14 protein-coding genes and 1 tRNA gene are annotated in these 16,469 nt (G+C 73.7%); 12 read left to right on the forward strand and 3 right to left on the reverse strand.

The features are described 5' to 3' along the window. Positions 1 to 13 precede the first annotated feature (13 nt). The 9 genes from galU (at position 14) to ACIQWA_RS27065 (ending at position 8,653) form a co-directional block, all read left to right on the forward strand. On the forward strand, positions 14 to 934 hold the full coding sequence (gene galU, locus ACIQWA_RS27025) for a UTP--glucose-1-phosphate uridylyltransferase GalU (RefSeq protein WP_270144670.1): 921 nt from the start codon (positions 14 to 16) through the stop codon (positions 932 to 934). 27 nt (positions 935 to 961) lie between these two features. Continuing rightward, complete coding sequence (glp, locus tag ACIQWA_RS27030) at positions 962 to 2,296, forward strand: gephyrin-like molybdotransferase Glp (RefSeq protein WP_360231260.1); 1,335 nt, start codon at positions 962 to 964, stop codon at positions 2,294 to 2,296. Positions 2,297 to 2,456: 160 nt separating this feature from the next. Continuing rightward, complete coding sequence (moaC, locus tag ACIQWA_RS27035) at positions 2,457 to 2,897, forward strand: cyclic pyranopterin monophosphate synthase MoaC (RefSeq protein ID WP_402487129.1); 441 nt, start codon at positions 2,457 to 2,459, stop codon at positions 2,895 to 2,897. After that, complete coding sequence (locus tag ACIQWA_RS27040) at positions 2,894 to 3,412, forward strand: molybdenum cofactor biosynthesis protein B (RefSeq protein WP_402486896.1); 519 nt, start codon at positions 2,894 to 2,896, stop codon at positions 3,410 to 3,412. Before moaC ends, ACIQWA_RS27040 begins: the two co-directional genes overlap by 4 nt. Before the next feature lie 38 nt (positions 3,413 to 3,450). Next, on the forward strand, positions 3,451 to 4,035 hold the full coding sequence (locus ACIQWA_RS27045; RefSeq protein WP_402486898.1) for a GNAT family N-acetyltransferase: 585 nt from the start codon (positions 3,451 to 3,453) through the stop codon (positions 4,033 to 4,035). 150 nt (positions 4,036 to 4,185) lie between these two features. Then, entirely contained in the window at positions 4,186 to 5,205 is a 1,020-nt protein-coding gene (locus tag ACIQWA_RS27050; RefSeq protein ID WP_402486901.1) for a hypothetical protein, read from the forward strand. A 73-nt stretch (positions 5,206 to 5,278) separates the two neighbouring features. After that, positions 5,279 to 5,352: transfer RNA gene (locus tag ACIQWA_RS27055), tRNA-Ala, on the forward strand. A 255-nt stretch (positions 5,353 to 5,607) separates the two neighbouring features. Then, the gene (locus ACIQWA_RS27060) at positions 5,608 to 6,990 is read left to right on the forward strand and encodes a glycosyltransferase 87 family protein (protein ID WP_402486904.1); all 1,383 of its coding nucleotides are present in this window, start codon (positions 5,608 to 5,610) and stop codon (positions 6,988 to 6,990) included. A gap of 40 nt (positions 6,991 to 7,030) precedes the next feature. Further along, positions 7,031 to 8,653 (forward strand): DUF2079 domain-containing protein, encoded by a 1,623-nt coding sequence (locus ACIQWA_RS27065; protein ID WP_402486907.1) that lies wholly within the window; start codon positions 7,031 to 7,033, stop codon positions 8,651 to 8,653. On the opposite strand, the gene ACIQWA_RS27070 is transcribed toward ACIQWA_RS27065, so the two are convergent. The 3 genes from ACIQWA_RS27070 to ACIQWA_RS27080 all read right to left on the reverse strand — a co-directional run bounded on the left by ACIQWA_RS27070 (position 8,643) and on the right by ACIQWA_RS27080 (position 11,384). After that, positions 8,643 to 9,107: a universal stress protein gene (locus ACIQWA_RS27070; protein ID WP_402486910.1), complete on the reverse strand. Its 465-nt coding sequence runs from the start codon at positions 9,105 to 9,107 to the stop codon at positions 8,643 to 8,645. The genes ACIQWA_RS27065 and ACIQWA_RS27070 overlap by 11 nt on opposite strands. Positions 9,108 to 9,189: 82 nt before the next feature. Beyond that, a complete protein-coding gene (locus tag ACIQWA_RS27075) occupies positions 9,190 to 10,059 on the reverse strand; it encodes a peptidase (RefSeq protein ID WP_402486913.1) in 870 nt (289 codons plus the stop codon). 2 nt (positions 10,060 to 10,061) lie between these two features. Next, a complete protein-coding gene (locus ACIQWA_RS27080; RefSeq protein WP_402486916.1) occupies positions 10,062 to 11,384 on the reverse strand; it encodes a VWA domain-containing protein in 1,323 nt (440 codons plus the stop codon). A 371-nt stretch (positions 11,385 to 11,755) separates the two neighbouring features. Between ACIQWA_RS27080 and ACIQWA_RS27085 the strand changes: the two genes are divergently transcribed. The 3 genes from ACIQWA_RS27085 to ACIQWA_RS27095 all read left to right on the forward strand — a co-directional run bounded on the left by ACIQWA_RS27085 (position 11,756) and on the right by ACIQWA_RS27095 (position 16,377). Beyond that, a complete protein-coding gene (locus tag ACIQWA_RS27085) occupies positions 11,756 to 13,135 on the forward strand; it encodes an FtsW/RodA/SpoVE family cell cycle protein (protein ID WP_402486919.1) in 1,380 nt (459 codons plus the stop codon). Then, positions 13,135 to 14,643, forward strand: a complete 1,509-nt coding sequence (locus tag ACIQWA_RS27090) for a penicillin-binding transpeptidase domain-containing protein (RefSeq protein ID WP_402486921.1) — start codon at positions 13,135 to 13,137, stop codon at positions 14,641 to 14,643. Before ACIQWA_RS27085 ends, ACIQWA_RS27090 begins: the two co-directional genes overlap by 1 nt. Positions 14,644 to 14,799: 156 nt before the next feature. Continuing rightward, a complete protein-coding gene (locus ACIQWA_RS27095) occupies positions 14,800 to 16,377 on the forward strand; it encodes an APC family permease (protein WP_402486924.1) in 1,578 nt (525 codons plus the stop codon). Positions 16,378 to 16,469: the final 92 nt, after the last annotated feature.

Consider the following 16,469-nt stretch of genomic DNA (forward strand, 5'->3'; position numbering starts at 1 on the left):
GTAAGGTAAACGCATGACGACGACCACCTCCCGAATTCCGGTAACCAAGGCCGTGGTACCCGCGGCCGGACTGGGCACCCGCTTCCTCCCGGCGACCAAGGCCACCCCTAAGGAGATGCTGCCCGTCGTCGACAAGCCGGCCATCCAGTACGTCGTCGAGGAGGCCTCCGCCGCCGGCCTCTCCGACATACTGATGGTCACCGGCCGCAACAAGCGCGCGCTGGAGGACCACTTCGACCGCGCCTACGAGCTGGAGGAGCTGCTCGTCCGCAAGGGCGACGAGGACCGCCTGCGCCGGGTCCGCGAGTCCGTCGAGCTGGCCAACATGCACTACGTCCGCCAGGGCGACCCGAAGGGCCTCGGCCACGCCGTCTCCGTCGCGGAGCAGCACGTCGCCGGCCAGCCCTTCGCCGTCCTGCTCGGCGACGACCTGATCGACCCGCGCGACCCGCTGCTCGCCCGCATGATCGAGGTGCAGCAGGAGCTCGGCGGCTCGGTCGTCGCCCTCATGGAGGTCGACCCCTCCCAGATCCACCTCTACGGCTGCGCGGCCGTCAAGGCCAACGGCTTCGGCGAGGACGTCTTCCAGGTGACCGACCTGGTCGAGAAGCCCGAGCCGGGCGAGGCGCCCTCCAACTACGCCGTCATCGGCCGCTACGTCCTCGACCCGCTGGTCTTCGACGTGCTGCGCGAGACCCCGCCCGGCCGCGGCGGCGAGATCCAGCTCACCGACGCCCTGCGCGAGCTGACCACCCGCGACGCCGAGGCCGGCGGCCAGGTGCACGGCGTGCTCTTCAAGGGCCGCCGCTACGACACCGGCGACCGCGCCGACTACCTGCGCGCTATCGTCCGACTGGCCGCCGAACGCGAGGACCTGGGCCCGGAGTTCCGCTCCTGGCTGCGGGAGTTCGTCGGTTCCGAGCTGCAGGACTGACCGCACGACACAGAGAGCGAGCCGCCGATGACCGGGTCCACGGAGCACACCACCACCCCCGCAGCCTGCTGCGACGGGTCCGCGGACCGGGCACCGGCGGCTCCTCGCTTCTGGACGGTGGACGAGCACCGCGCCGACGTGCTGGCCGCGGTCGGCCCGCTGCCCGCGATCGAGCTCCAGCTGCTCGACGCCCAGGGCTGCCGGCTGGAGGAGGACGTGGTCGCCGAGGGCGACCTGCCGCCCTTCGACAACAGCTCGATGGACGGCTACGCCGTCCGCACCGCCGACACCCAGGGCGCCACCGAGGAGTACCCCTCGGTGCTCGCCGTGGTCGGCGACATCGCCGCGGGCGCGGGCGAACTGCCCAGGGTCGGGCCCGGCCGGGCCGCCCGGATCATGACCGGCGCCCCGGTGCCGCCCGGCGCCCAGGCGGTCGCCCCGGTCGAGTGGACCGACGGCGGCACCGGCACCGGGACGGCCGCCGCCGCGATGACCGCGCCGGTGCCGGACGAGGAGGTCCGGGTGCTGCGCCCGGTCGCCGAGGGCGCCCACATCCGCCGCCGCGGCAGCGACGTCGCCGCCGGCGCCACCGTCCTGGAGGCCGGCACCCGGCTCGGCCCCACCCAGCTCGGCCTGCTCGCCGCCATCGGCCGCGCCACCGTGAAGGTCCGCCCGCGCCCCCGGGTCGTGGTGCTCTCCACCGGCAGCGAGCTGGTCCAGCCCGGCGAGCCGGTCGGGCCCGGGCAGATCTCCGACTCCAACAGCTTCACCCTCACCGCGGCCGCCCAGGAGGCCGGCGCCATCGCCTACCGGGTCGGCGCCGTCCCGGACGACGCCGACCGGCTGCGCGCCGTGCTGGAGGAGCAGCTCGGCCGGGCCGACCTGATCGTCACCAGCGGCGGGGTCAGCGTCGGCGCGTACGACGTCGTCAAGGAGGTTTTCGAGTCCTACGGGGGAGTCGACTTCCGCAGGCTGCGGATGCAGCCCGGCAAGCCGCAGGGCTTCGGCCGGATCGGCGGCGCGGCCGGGGTGCCGCTGCTCGCCCTGCCGGGCAACCCGGTGAGCGCCTACATCTCCTTCGAGCTCTTCGTCCGCCCGGTGATCCGCACCATGCTGGGCGCGAGCGACGTCCACCGTCCGGTGGTGCGCGCGCTCTGCCCGTCCGCGCTGCGCTCCCCGGCCGGGCGCCGGCAGTTCCTGCGCGGCCGCTACGCGGCGGACGGCACCGTACGGCCGGTGGGCGCCGCCGACTCGCACCTGGTGGGGGCGCTGGCCCGGGCGAACTGCCTGATCACCGTTCCCGAGGAGGTCACCGAGCTGCCCGCCGGCAGCGAGGTCGACGTGGTGCTGCTGGAGTCCTGAGCGCCGCGGGGCGGCGGGTCAGCAGCGCCCGGAGGCGAGCGGGGTACGGCAGAGCGGTACGGTAGCGCGGTATTCGACCTGCGCGCCCCTGGAGTTACCCGTGACGACACCGAATCCCGGCGACCGCCTCACCCACGTCGACGACCGGGGCGCCGCCCGGATGGTCGACGTCTCGGAGAAGGCCACCACCGCGCGCACCGCCGTCGCGGCCGGGCGGGTCAGGGTCTCGCCGCGGGTGGTGGCGCTGCTGCGCGGCGAGGGCGTGCCCAAGGGGGACGCCCTCGCGGTGGCCCGGATCGCCGGGATCATGGGCGCCAAGCGGACCCCGGACCTGATCCCGCTCTGCCACCCGATCGCGGTCTCCGGCGTCGAGGTCGACCTCACCGTCGGGGACGACGCGGTCGAGATCACCGCCACCGTGCGGACGGCCGACCGCACCGGTGTCGAGATGGAGGCGCTGACCTCGGTGACGGTCGCCGCGCTGACCGTGATCGACATGGTCAAGGCGGTCGACAAGGGCGCGAGCATCGAGTCCGTCCGGGTGCTGAGCAAGACCGGCGGCAAGAGCGGCGACTGGTTCGCGCCGGAGGCGGGCGCATGAGCACCCGGCGCATGAAGGCGCTCGCCGTGACCGTCTCCAACCGGGCCTCGGCCGGGGTGTACGAGGACAGGGGCGGCCCGCTGCTGGTGGCGGGCCTGACCGCGATGGGCTTCACCGTCGACGGACCGCGGGTCGTGCCGGACGGCGAGCCGGTCGAGGCCGTCCTGCGCGAGGCCGTCGCCGCCGGCTACGACGTGGTGCTGACCACCGGCGGCACCGGCATCTCGCCGATGGACCTCACCCCCGAGATGACCGCCCGGGTGATCGACCGGCAGGTCCCCGGCATCGCCGAGGCGGTCCGCGCGTACGGCCGCGACAAGGTGCCGACCGCGGCGCTCTCCCGCGGGCTGTCCGGGCTCGCCGGACGTACCCTGATCGTCAACCTGCCGGGCTCGACCGGGGGCGTCAAGGACGGTCTGGCCGTCCTGGAGCCGCTGCTCGCGCACGCCGTCGACCAGCTCGGCGGCGGGGACCACCCCCGGCCCGACGCACCAGCTTCCGGGAGAGCGCACTGAACGCCGGCTGGCCGGTAGAACTCCACGAGGGGGAGGTCGTGCTGCGCCCGATCCGGGCCCGCGACCAGCGCGAGTGGCAGGAGGTGAGCCGCCGCAACCGGGACTGGCTGCGGCGCTGGGAGGCCACCGTGCCGCCCGGTCCGGCCGGCCAGGCCGCCGGGCCCCGCCCGACCTACCGGCAGATGGTCCGCTTCCTGCGCGGCGAGGCCTCGGCGGGCCGGATGCTGCCCTTCGTGGTGCTCCACAAGGGCCAGCTGGTCGGCCAGTTGACCGTCGGCGGGATCACCTGGGGCTCGATGTGCTCGGCCAACGTCGGCTACTGGATCGACGAGGCGGTGGCCGGCCGGGGCATCATGCCGACGGCCGTGGCGCTTTCGGTGGACCACTGCTTCCGCACCCTCGGACTGCACCGGATCGAGGTCTGCATCCGCCCGGAGAACGGCCCGAGCCGGCGGGTGGTGGAAAAGCTCGGCTTCCGTCCGGAGGGAATGCGCCCGCGCTATCTCCACATCGACGGGGACTGGCGGGACCACCTGGTCTACGCCCTGACCGCCGAGGAGGTTCCGGAAGGGATGCTGGAGCGCTGGCGGGCGATCAGCTCCGGCCACGAACCGCGTAATTGAATATTTGTTCGAAAGAAATATCGATATGGCATCGGCGTGGTGGCGGACCGTCACAAACACCGGCAAAATAGTCGGAGAATCAGCTTGATCACACGACACGCCGCGCCAAATTGCTGCCGGGCCTTCCCCGTCGCCCGTACGGTGTGAATCGTGAGCAGTAGCGGCCTTATCTACGCCGTCATCGTAGGGGCCTGGGCCGCCTATCTGGTGCCGATGTGGCTCCGCAGGCAGGACGAACTCAACGAGGCGCGCCCGACGGAACGCTTCAGCACCGCCATCCGCCTGCTGGCCGGGCGTTCGGCGCTGGAGCGACGGGCAGCCCGGGCCCTGGGTGACGAATCGCGTGACGACGAGCACAGCAACGACGGCCCCCCGGAGCGGGACGCGGCCGACTCCGGCGACCCCGCGGTGCGGGAGCCCGAACCACCGGCGGAGCGGCCGGCCGAACGGCCGGCCCCGGCGCGGCAGGTCGGATCCGAGCGCCGGGCGCTGCTGCTGGCCCGTCGGCGCCGGATGGTCACCGCCCTCTTCCTGGCCTTCGCGCTCGGCGCGGTGGTCGCCGCGGTCGCGGGCCTGGCCTTCCTCTGGGTCCCGGCCGTGCCGGCGGTCCTCCTCACCCTCTACATCGGCCACCTGCGCAAGCTGGAGCGCCAGCGGTACGAGGTGAAGCTGGACCGCAACCGGGCCGCCCAGGCGGCCGAGCGGCTGCGCCAGCGCGAGCGCCGGCGTGCCGAGGCCCCGGCGGACGACCGGCCGACGGTCGAGGCGCCCGCCCCGGACGACGCCGGCCAGGCCGCGCCCGCCGAGCACCGCCCCGGCCGCCGTCCGCACCTGCGGCTGGCCGCCGACCCGGAGCAGGCCACCGTCGCGGTGCCCTCCTCCGCGGTGGCCTCCGCCTCCGCGGTGGCCGAGGCGACCGAGCACGAGGAGTGGGTCGACGGCATGCGCGAGCGCGGTGCGGCCGGCCCCGACTCCTGGGAGCCGGTGCCGGTCCCGCTGCCGACCTACGTCACCGCGCCGGTCGCCCCCCGGGTCTCCCGTGGCCTGGACCTCTCGGCGCCCGGCACCTGGACCGCCGGCCGGCCCGCCGAGTCCCGCAACACCCCGCTGTTCGACCAGTACGCCGAAGCCCCGGCTCCGGAGTCCCGCCCCCGCGCGGCCAACGAATGACCGCCGTGACCGCCCCCCGACCAGGGGGGTGGTCACGGACCTCCTCCGAAAGGTGCTAGAGTTTCTTCTCGTTGGGGCTGTGGCGCAGTCCGGTAGCGCACCTCGTTCGCATCGAGGGGGTCAGGGGTTCGAATCCCCTCAGCTCCACCCAACGGACCGGTTCCGACCGGTCGGGCAGATCCCGCCGGGAGTTCAACTCCCGGCGGGATTTCGCGTTTTGACGCCCCGGAAGCCCCCGGAAGCCCCGGCGGCCCGCGCCGTGACCGAGCTCACAGCGCCCTTGCCGGGCGGAATTCGTTGTGCTTGCGGGCCCGGGGGACTCTCAGAGGGGTCGGTTATGGTGGGTGGGCCCAGACGGTGACGAGGGAACGATCTGGTCTATCTCAACGGGGTGCCATCGCGGTGCGCGAGTTCGGTCTGACACGGTGGACGCGGCAGGCGGACCCGGAGGGGCCCGACGGCGGCCCGGCGAGCGGAGGACCGAACCCCTGGACCATCGCGGCGGCCTGTGTGGCCGTGGTGTCGGTGGCGGCCTTCGTCCTCCAGCGGCACCTGCACGGGGCGAACATGGTCGACATGCTCGTCTACCGGGCCGAGGGCCAGGCCGTGGTCAGCGGCGACGACCTGTACGCGATGCGCCTGCCCGGCTGGGACCTCCCGGCCACCTATCCGCCGTTCGCCGCGATGCTGTTCGTGCCGAGCACCTGGTTCGACGTGAGCCCGCTGCGGATCCTGGTGACGCTCGGCAACTACGCGCTGCTCGGCCTGGCCGTGCACCTGTCGCTCAAGCTGGCCGGCTGGCCCGCCCGGCGGTACCGGACGGCGGCCACGGTCCTCGCCGCCGGCCTCGCGGTCTGGCTGGAGCCGGTCTACACCACCTTCCAGTACGGCCAGGTCAACCTGGGCATCCTCTGCCTGGTGCTGTGGGACCTCACCCGCCCGGACCGCAGCCGGTCCAAGGGCGTGGGCATCGGCCTCGCCACGGCGATCAAGATCACCCCGGGGCTGTTCACCGTCTACCTGTTCCTGACCGGCCGGACCAGGGCCGCTCTGGTCTCCATCGGCACCTTCCTGGCGGCCGGCCTGGTCGGCTGGGCCGTGCTGCCGGACGCCTCGTACGGGTTCTGGACCACGTACCTGTGGGATCCGAGCCGGGTCGGCGTCACCGTGCTGGTCGACAACCAGTCGCTGCGCGGGGCCGTCTGCCGGCTGCTCGACGTCAACGACCCCGGCACGGTCGGGCTGATCGCCTCCGGGCTGGTCGCCACGCTCGGGCTCGGGGTGGCCGTGCTCGCCGGGCGCTCCGCCCGGGTGCTGCGCCGGGCCGACGCCTGGGGCGGTGTCTGCGCCGCCCTCACCGCGCTGCTGGTCTCGCCGATCAGCTGGACCCACCACTGGGTCTGGTGCCTCCCGCTGATCGCCCTGCTGGCCGCCGAGGCCCGGAGCACCGGCCGCCGGGTGCTGCTCGGCGTGACGCTGGCGGTGTTCCTCTCCCATCTGATGTGGGCCGTGCCGCACCGCTGGGGCCGCGGCGTCGCCTGGTACTGGCAGCTGCCCGGCTCGATCTACCCGCCGCTGGCGCTCGCCGTCCTGGTCGCGATCGGCCTGCGGCTGTACCGGGCCCGGCGCCAGGCCGTGGACGCCTCGGCCGGTGCCTGGGCGCTGCTCGGCGCCAGGCTCGACCACGACCACGACCACGACCACGACCGCGACCGTAGCCACGACCACGACCACGACCACGCCCGCGACGACGACCGCGACCCCGCCCTGAGCAACCGGACCTGACGGACCGGGCCGCACGGACCAGAGACGGACCAGAGCCGACGTGACCACCGAGACCGCGACCCCGCCGACGACCCGGGCCGCCGTACCCGCCGCCGCCCGCCGGGCCGCGGCCGTCCTGGGCCCGCCCGCCCGGCGCACCGTGCTGCTCAGCCTGCTGTGCTTCGCGGTGATGTGCGCCATCGGGATGCAGGGCTGGCTCTCCGTCTCGCTCGGCGGCTTCGACCTCGGCATCTTCGACCAGGGCGTGCGCGGCTACGCCCACTTCGGGCTGCCGGTCTCGACGTTGAAGTCCTACCACCACGAGTTCCCGCCCGGGTTCTCGCTGCTCGGCGACCACTTCTCCCCGGTCCTGGCGCTGCTCGCGCCGCTGTACTGGATCTGGGACGACCCGCGCTCGCTGATCATCGGGCAGGCGCTGCTGTTCGCGCTCGGGGTGCCGCTGATCCGCCGGATCACCGCGCACTCCTTCGCCGCCGCCGAGCCGCGCACCGCCCGTCGGGCCGCCGACCTGGCCGGGCTGGTCTACGCGCTCGGCTGGCCGCTGCTGGTCGCCTCCCGGGTCGGCTTCCACGAGGTGGCCTTCGCCGTCCCGCTGACCCTGCTGATGCTGGAGCGCGGCCTGGCCCGCCGCTACGGCGCGGTGGTGCTCGCCGCGGTGCTGCTGTGCTGCACCAAGGAGGATCTCGGCCTGCTGGTCGGCGCGTACGGGCTGGTGCTACTGCTGCGCACCCGCCGCACCGGGGACCGCGCGGGGCGCCTCACCGGACTGGGGCTGCTGCTCGGCGGGCCGGTCGCCTCGGCGGTGGCGATCAAGTGGCTGATCCCGGCGATGGGCGGCGAGCCGGGCTACTACTGGAACTACAAGGCGCTCGGCGACGACGGCGGCCAGGCGGTCGGCAACCTGCTGCACAACCCCTTCCTGCTGGTGCAGACCGCCTTCGACCAGCCGTTGAAGCCGCTGCTGCTGCTCTGGCTGTTCGGCACCGTGTTCCTGCTGCCGCTGCGCTCGGCCACCGTGCTGTGCATGCTGCCGCTGCTGGCCGAACGGATCCTCTCCAGCAACCCCAACCACTGGTCGATCGCCCGGCACTACGACTCGATGCTCTGGCCGGTCCTGCTGACCGCGAGCATCGAGGTGCTGGGCCGGCTCAGCAGCGCCGAGCGGCCCGAGCGGACCCGGCGCCGGGCCCGGCGGCTGGGCCTCGGCACGGTCAGGGTGGCGCTGGTGGCGGCGGTGCCGATCGGGCTGCTGCAACTGGCCGTGCCGTCCTCCTGGGAGCCCAGGGCGAGCGAGGCCGCGCTGGTCCGGGCGGCCGCGCTGATCCCGGACGGCGCCTCGGTGGAGGCCGACAACCAGATCGCGCCGCGGCTGACCGCCCGGACGGACGTGGTGCTGGTGGACGGGACGCCGCGCGGGCGCGAATACGTGCTGACCCGCTCCGACAAGCGGTCCTTCCCGTTCAAGACCGACAAGGAGCAGGCCGACCGGATCCAGCTGCTGCTGGCGCACGGGTACCGGCAGCTCTGGGCCGAGGACGGGGTGGTGCTGCTGCACCGCGAGGGAGACCAGCCGATCCCGGGCGAGCACGTGCCGGGGCCGGGCAGCACACCGGTCCAGGACGAGGTGCCGTCCGACGTGGGGCACAACCTGTTCAAGGGCTGAGCCGCGCACCGTCCGCCCGGGCGGTGCGTTCGCCGTCCGCCCGGACGACGGCGACCGGGCAGGGCGCGTGGTGCAGGCAGTACTGGGCGACGGTGCCCAGCGGGGCGTCCGGCGGGGTGGAGTGGCCGCGGTTGCCGAGGACCAGCAGGGCGGCGCCGGCCGCGGCGGCGACCAGGGCGGGTCCGGGCGGTCCGGCCCTGAGCCGGCGGCTCAGCGCGAGCCCGCAGTCGGCGGCCGCCTCGTCGAGGATCTCCGCGGCGCGGCGCTCCGGTTCGAAGCCGTCCAGGGCGGGCGGCACCAGGCCGTGCTCGCCGAACAGGCAGGGGAAGTCCCAGACCGCCACCGCCTCCAGCCGGCCGCCGGTGCGGCGGGCCAGCCGGGCCGCCCAGCGGACCGCGGCGCGGGCGGGGGCGGAACCGTCCACGCCGACCACGATCCGGCCGCGCGGCTGCACCTTTCGATCGTAGACGCGTGCGAGGGCCGGCCGGAAGGTGTCCGGCCGGCCCTCGACGGGTGGGGCCACGGGCGGGGTGGGGCTACCGGCGCTCGGCGTGGTCGCCGTGCTGGTGGTACGAGCCCTGGTGCGGGACGGGGCCGTGGTGGCCCGGGCGGTGGCCGCGCGGGTGCCGGGTCAGGTGGTAGCCGAGGACACCGGCCAGGGCGGCCAGGAAGCCGCCGCCGATGGTCCAGTACCAGCGGCTGTTCCAGCCGGAGAACCAGCCGGTGTACCAGTGCTCCTTCTCGGCGACCGGGGCCGCGGCCCGGGCCGTGCTCGCGCCGCCGCCGACCGGCGGGACCAGCGGGGCCTTGAGCTCGCCGCCCTCGGGCTGGGCGTTGTCGGCGTTGCCCTTGGCGGCGACGTGCAGGTGGGTGGTGGCGGCCAGGCCGAGGTCGGACTGCGGGGCGTCGGTGACCGAGAGCCGGACGTAGTAGGTGCCGGGCAGCGGGTCGCCGGACCACGGCTCGGCCCAGGTGCGGACCTCGCGCAGGGTGCAGTTCAGCGTCAGCGAGGTGGTGCTCTGGTCGCCGGTGGCGTTCTGGGTGCCGGCGGTGCAGGCCTGGCGGCGGCGCAGCCCGTCGAAGACCTCGACGCTCCAGGTCTGCGGGCCGTGCCGGTCGGCGGCCGGGGCCAGGTTGACGGTCAGACTGACCGTCGGGGTCTGGCCCTCGGAGGCGCCGAACGCCCAGTAGAGGTAGTCACCGGTGGAGACGGCGACGTCGGCGTCCTGGCCGGGGGAGAGGTTGACCGCGGTCAGGAAGGAGGTGCCGGCCTTGGTGGCCGGGGCCGGGGTGCCGCTCGCGGTCGCCGTCGGGGACGGCGAGGCGGCGGAGGCGGCCGGGGCGCCCAGCGCGAGGGCGGGCAGCAGGGCGAGGGCGGCGAGGGCGCCGCGGATCGTGGTACGCATGATCAGTTCTCCCGCCAGACGGCGATCCGCCAGCGGGCGATCCAGCCGGCGACCAGGCCGAGGAAGAGGCCGGCCAGGGTGAGGGTGAGCAGCAGGATCCAGCCGCGGCCGAGGCCCATCGCGGCGCCCTCGGGGGCGGGCGAGGCGGAGGCGAGGTCCACGGTGAGCTCCAGCGGCATGCCGGGGTCGGCCTGGACGCCGGCCTGCGGGGCCAGCGAGTTGCTGACCACCAGGCAGACGGTGGTGTCCGGCTTGTCCTTGGCGGAGGTGGTCGGGCCGGCGGTGACGTAGCCCTTGGAGTCGTCGGTGGACCAGCGCAGGCCGGTGGAGATCACGTCGGTGCGGGCGCTGCCGGCGTCGGTGCCGCGGACCAGTTCCTGGCCGGTGGCGCTGGTGGCCTGGAGGAGGACGCCGTAGTCCCGGGCCACCGCGCGGTCGAGGCCCACGCTGACCGAGGCGCGCAGCTCCTGGCCGGACTTGACCGGGACCTTGTAGACGCGGTGCTCGGAGAACTTCTCCCGGTCGCTGTAGACGCCGGGGGTGAGCACCGGGGCGCTCTCGCACTTGTCGGTGCCGGCGGTCTTGGACGGGGTCACCGTGTAGGTGTCGTTGGAGCGGTCGACCAGCTGCTTCACCTTGTCGGTGAGCTGCTGCGGGGTGCGGACGTCGGTGTAGGTGCCGCCGGTGGCGTTGGCGATGCAGAGCAGCTGCTGGCGGGTCTTCTCGTCGTGCGCCAGGCCGAGGGTGTCGACCACCAGGTGGATGCCCTGGGAGGCGAGTTCGCGGGCGACGTCGCACGGGTCGGGCGGGGTGCAGGTGTCCTCGCCGTCGGTGATCAGGACGATCCGGCGGGTGGCGTCGCCCTTGCCGAGGTCCTGGGCCGCGCCGCGCAGGGCGAGGCCCATCGGGGTCCAGCCGGTGGGGCGCAGGGTGGCGACCGCGGTCTTGGCCTCGACCTTGTTGGTCTTCCCGACCGGGAAGAGCTGCTTGGTGTCCTGGCAGCCGATGTTCTTGTCGTTGCCGGGGTAGGTGGCGCCGAGGGTGCGGATGCCGAACTCGGTCTCCGCGGGCAGGGCGTCGATCACCTCGTTCAGCGAGTTCTGGGCCACCGAGATGCGGCTCTTGCCCTGGATGTCGGCGGTGTTCATGGAGCCGCTGACGTCCAGGATCAGGTCGACCTTGGGGGCCTCCTTCGGTGCGGGGGAGGCGCCGGCTGAGGGTTCGTCGGCGTGGGCGGGCAGGCCGAGGAGCAGCGAGGCGCCCGTTATCGCCAGGGCGGCCAGCAGGCTGCCGAGCCTGGTCTTCGGTCGTCGTCCGGTATTCACCCGGCCGATCCTAGGGATCATCAGTTCGTCAAGGCCAAACGGGACCGGACGGTGCACCCCGCCCGCCCCGGTGTGAACTCCGGCGCGCGGGGAGGGGTTTGCCGGGCGCGGAGGTGCTGTTCGTGGACCACGACCCGGCCCGGCCGGCCGGGCGGACCGGCGCCGCCTACCGGGTGGGGGCGGACGGCGGGCGGCGGCCGGAGTGAGCCGCGGCGGGCGCGACCGCGGCAAAGGCGGACACACCGTGGCGAAGAGCCGATAAATATGGATAGCGCTCGTTAGGGTGACGAACCGGGGCACCGGTGTCCGGACCCGGTCGGCCCCTTCGACTCCCGCCTCCCCCAGGACGGTCCGTGGCGACACCCTCCGCCGTGACGAGATCCGCGGCCCGGCCGGTGCGGCCGGTGCGGCCCCGGCGCACCACCGAGCTGGTGCTGGTGCTGGCCGCCGTCCTGACCGCCGTGTTCGGCTACGTCGAGGTCGGGGTGAACCTCGACGGCGAGGCGCCCGCCGACGCCGCCCAGTACGGGGCGGCGCTCGGCGTGCTCGCCCTGGTGGCGCACGGCGCGGTCCGTCGGCGGGCCCGGTACGCGGACCCGCTGCTGCTGCCGATCGCAGTGCTGCTGAACGGGATCGGCCTGGTGGTGATCTACCGCCTGGACCGGGCCACCCCCGGCCGGGAGGCCGCCTCCGCCCAGCTGCTCTGGTCGGCCCTGGGGGTGGGGCTGTTCACCGCCGTGCTGCTGCTGGTGCGCGACCACCGGCGGCTGCGCCGCTACGCCCATGTCGGGGCGCTGCTGGCACTGGTCCTGCTGGTGCTGCCGATCCTCTTCCCGCCGGTGTACGGCTCGCGGATCTGGATCGTGCTCGGGCCGCTCTCCTTCCAGCCGGGGGAGTTCGCCAAGGTGCTGCTGGCGGTGTTCTTCGCCGCCTACCTCGCGGTGCACCGGGACGCGCTGGCGCTCACCGGCCGCCGGGTCTGGCGCTGGCAGCTGCCGCGCGGGCGGGTGCTCGGGCCGGTGCTGCTGATCTGGGCGGCCTTCGTCGGGGTGCTGGTGCTGGAGACCGACCTCGGGACGGCCCTGCTGTACTTCGGGCTGTTCGTGGTGATGCTCTACGTGGCCACCGCGCGCACCGGCTGGATCGCGATCGGGCTGGGCCTGGCGGCGGTCGGCGCGGTGACGGTGGGCTGGCTCTCGCCGCACGTGCACAGCCGGGTGGTGGACTGGCTGGACCCGCTGGGATCGATCGCGGCGGGCCGGGGCGCCAACCAGATCGCCCAGTCGCTGTTCGCCTTCGCCTGGGGCGGTGAGCTGGGCACCGGGCTGGGCGAGGGGCACTCGGTGCTGATCGGCTTCGCCGCCAAGTCGGACTTCATCCTCGCCACCATCGGCGAGGAGCTCGGGCTGACCGGGCTGATCGCGGTGTTCCTGCTGTACGCGGTGCTGGTCTCGCGCGGCTTCAAGGCCGGTATCGCGCTGCGCGACCCGTTCGGGCGGCTGCTGGCGATCGGGCTGGCCGCGATCGTCGGCCTCCAGGTGTTCGTGGTGGCGGGCGGGGTGCTGGCGCTGATCCCGCTGACCGGGATGACGATGCCGTTCATCGCCCAGGGGGGTTCGTCGGTGGTGACCAACTGGATCATCGTGGCGCTGCTGGTGCGGATGAGCGACGATGCCCGGCGGCCGGTGCCGGTGCCCGTATCGGTGCCCGGGCCCGGGGTGGCATCCGGGCCCGGGCCGGAGGTGCGGTGATGGTCGGCCCCGGGCCGCGGGGCAACGGACCGCAGGGGCTGCCCGGGATCTCGGTCACCGGTCGCCGGGCCGCCACCTTCTGTCTGCTGCTGGTCGTGGCGCTGTGCGTGCAGGCCACCCGGGTGCAGGTCTTCGAGGCCCGGGACCTCGACCGCAACAGCGCCAACCAGCGGCTGGTCATCGAGCGCTACGCCCGGCCGCGCGGGGACATCCTGGTCGGCGGGCAGCCGGTGACCGGCTCCGGGCCGACCGGCGGCCGGTACGCCTACAAGCGCACCTACACCGACGGAACGACGTACGCCGCCGTCACCGGTTTCGCCTCCCAGGCGTACGGCAACAGCCAGCTGGAGGGCACCGAGGACGGTCTGCTGAACGGCACCGACGGCCGGCTGACCGGCTGGTCGCTCCGGGACGCGCTCACCCGCCGGCGCAGCCCCGGCGGGAACGTCCTCACCACGATCGACCGGGCCGCCCAGCAGGCCGCGGTGCGCGGGCTCGGCGACCAGAAGGGCGCGGTCGTCGCGATCGAGCCGGCCACCGGGCGGATCCTGGCGCTGGCCAGCACCCCCTCCTACGACCCGGGTGACTTCGCCGGCTCGGCGGGCGCCGACCAGACGGCCTGGAACCGCCTGCAGACCGACCCCGACCGGCCGATGCTCAACCGGGCGCTGCGCCAGACCTACCCGCCGGGCTCGACCTTCAAGGTGGTCACCGCCGCCGCGGCGCTGGCGGCCGGGGTGGTGACCGACCCGGACGCGCCGACCGACGCGCCCTTCCCGTACGTGCTGCCGGGGACGACCACGCCGCTGGTGAACGACAGCGCGGCCTGCGACCGGCCCGGGCTGTCGCTGGCCGCGGCGATGACCGCCAGCTGCAACAGCGTGCTGGGCCACCTGGGGGTGCGGACCGGGCTGGAGAAGCTGGTGGCGACGGCCGAGGGCTTCGGCTTCAACGACCCGAGGCTGGACGTGCCGGTGCGCCCGGCCCGGTCCAACGTCGACACCGCGATGGACCCGGCGCAGCTGGCCCTCTCCTCGATCGGGCAGTTCGACACCGCGGCCACCCCGCTGGTGATGGCGATGGTCGCGGCCGGGGTCGCCAACGACGGGACGGTGATGCGGCCGCGGCTGGTGGACCGGCTGACCAGGAGCGACGGCACCGAGGTCGAGGTGCGCGGGCCGACCGTGTACCGGCAGGCGCTGACCCCGGCGGTGGCCGGGCAGCTGCGGAAGCTGATGACGGACGTGGTGGAGAACGGTACCGGCGGCAACGCCCGGATCCCCGGGGCGGTGGTCGGCGGCAAGACCGGTACCGCCCAGCACGGGGTGGACAACAGCGGGACGCCGTACGCCTGGTTCGTCTCCTGGGCCAGGCCAGCCGGTTCGGCCGCCGTGCCGCCGGTCGCGGTGGCGGTGGTGGTGGCGGACAGTGACGCCACGGACGTCACGGGTGGCGCGCTGGCGGCCCCGATCGCCCGCTCGGTGATGCGGGCGGTGCTCGACCGCTGACCCGGACAGGGGCGCTGACCTGGTCTTTTAATCGATGTCCGGAAGATCCGCCGCGTACGAAGTGTCCGGTTTGTGAGCTCTGGTGCGCCGATTCGTACAATGCGCCGATCAGTATTGTTTGTTTGCGACACTGGTGTCTTTGCCGGGTACTGTCCCATGTTTGTTCGGTTGGTCCCGACGGCACCCCCCAGTGCCCAGAGTGACCGGCCACTAGGACACCCTCCCCCGCCTAGAAGGACAGCAGTTTTGGCCAGCAACACCCTCGGTGCGCGTCTGCTGCGCCGCAAGCCCGTCTCGACCCTGATCGCCGAGAGCGAGGGCCACGGCCTTCCGGCCGGCGCACCCGAGGAAGGCGGCCGCTCCGGCATCCACCTGCGCCGCTCGATCGGGCTCTGGCAGCTGTCCGCGATCGGCATCGGCGCGACCATCGGCACCGGCATCTTCTTCGTGCTCCGGGATGCCGTCCCGGCGGCCGGGCCGGCCGTCATCCTGTCCTTCGTGGTCGCCGCCGTCACCGCCGGACTCACCGCGCTCTGCTACGCCGAGATGGCCTCCGCGATCCCGGTCTCCGGCTCCTCGTACTCGTACGCCTACGCCACCCTCGGCGAGGGCGTCGCCTTCGGCGTGGGCATCTGCCTGCTGATGGAGTACGGCGTCTCGGCCTCGGCGATCGCGGTCAGCTGGGCCGAGTACCTGAACAAGTTCCTCGACCTGGCCTTCGGGTTCAGGATCCCCGAGCAGCTCTCCGGCGCCCCCGGCGGCGGGCACTGGTTCAACCTGCCGGCGCTGCTGCTGGTCGCCATGGTCTGCTTCCTGCTGGTCCGCGGCGTCAGCGAGTCGGCGAAGGTCAACGCGGCCATGGTCGGGATCAAGATCCTCATCCTGGTGCTGTTCGTCGGCGTGGCGCTGACCGGCTTCCACTCCGGCAACCTGACCCCGTTCCTGCCGCTCGGCATCGGCGGCGTGCAGACGGCCGCCTCCAGCATCTTCTTCTCCTTCATCGGCCTGGACGCCGTGTCCACCGCCGGTGAGGAGGTCAAGAACCCCCGCCGCACCCTGCCGCTGGCGATCATCATCTCGCTGGTCGTGGTGACCCTGATCTACATCCTGGTCGCCCTGGCCGGCATCGGCGCCCAGCCGTGGACCAAGTTCGACCGCCAGGAGGCCGGGCTCGCCCAGATCATGCAGGACATCACCGGCCAGGGCTGGCCCGCGATGATCTTCGCGGTCGGCGCGATCATCTCGATCTTCAGCGTCACCCTCGTGGTGATCTACGGGCAGACCCGCATCCTGTACTCGATGGGCCGCGACGGCATGCTGCCCAAGCGCTTCGCCCAGCTCTCCCCGCGCACCGGCACCCCGGTCTGGAACACCCTGGTGGTCGGTGTCGGCGTGGGCGCGCTGGCCGCGTTCATCCCGCTGAACGTCCTGGCCGACATCACCAGCCTGGGCACCCTGATCGCCTTCTCGGTGGTCTCGATCGGCGTGATCGTGCTGCGCCGCACCCAGCCCGACCTGCCGCGCGGCTTCAAGGTCCCCGGTTACCCGGTCGTCCCGCTGCTCAGCGTCGGCTTCTGCGGCTACCTGATCACCGGCCTGCACGCCGACACCTTCCGGGCCGGGGCGATCGCCCTCGCCGTCGCCGTGGTCGTCTACTTCGGCTACAGCGTCAAGCACTCCCGGCTGGAGCGCGCCGAGCGGCCGGCCGTCCCGAGCGAGGCCGGCACCGGCTGACCAGGGCGTCGGCCGCCGGGCCGTTATCCAATCGTGAAGGGCCGCCGCGTGGTACGACACCCGGCGGCCCTACGCGCGTAGCGTGCCGATCG

Source organism: Kitasatospora sp. NPDC098652, assembly GCF_044760155.1.
GTDB lineage: Bacteria > Actinomycetota > Actinomycetes > Streptomycetales > Streptomycetaceae > Kitasatospora.

Coding starts and splice junctions, on each gene's coding strand:
- galU (WP_270144670.1), top strand. CDS start 14: ATGACGACGACCACCTCCCGAATTCCGGTAACCAAGGCCGTGGTACCC.
- ACIQWA_RS27090 (WP_402486921.1), top strand. CDS start 13,135: ATGGTCGGCCCCGGGCCGCGGGGCAACGGACCGCAGGGGCTGCCCGGG.
- ACIQWA_RS27075 (WP_402486913.1), bottom strand. CDS start 10,059: ATGCGTACCACGATCCGCGGCGCCCTCGCCGCCCTCGCCCTGCTGCCC.
- ACIQWA_RS27095 (WP_402486924.1), top strand. CDS start 14,800: ATGTTTGTTCGGTTGGTCCCGACGGCACCCCCCAGTGCCCAGAGTGAC.
- glp (WP_360231260.1), top strand. CDS start 962: ATGACCGGGTCCACGGAGCACACCACCACCCCCGCAGCCTGCTGCGAC.
- moaC (WP_402487129.1), top strand. CDS start 2,457: ATGGTCGACGTCTCGGAGAAGGCCACCACCGCGCGCACCGCCGTCGCG.
- ACIQWA_RS27040 (WP_402486896.1), top strand. CDS start 2,894: ATGAGCACCCGGCGCATGAAGGCGCTCGCCGTGACCGTCTCCAACCGG.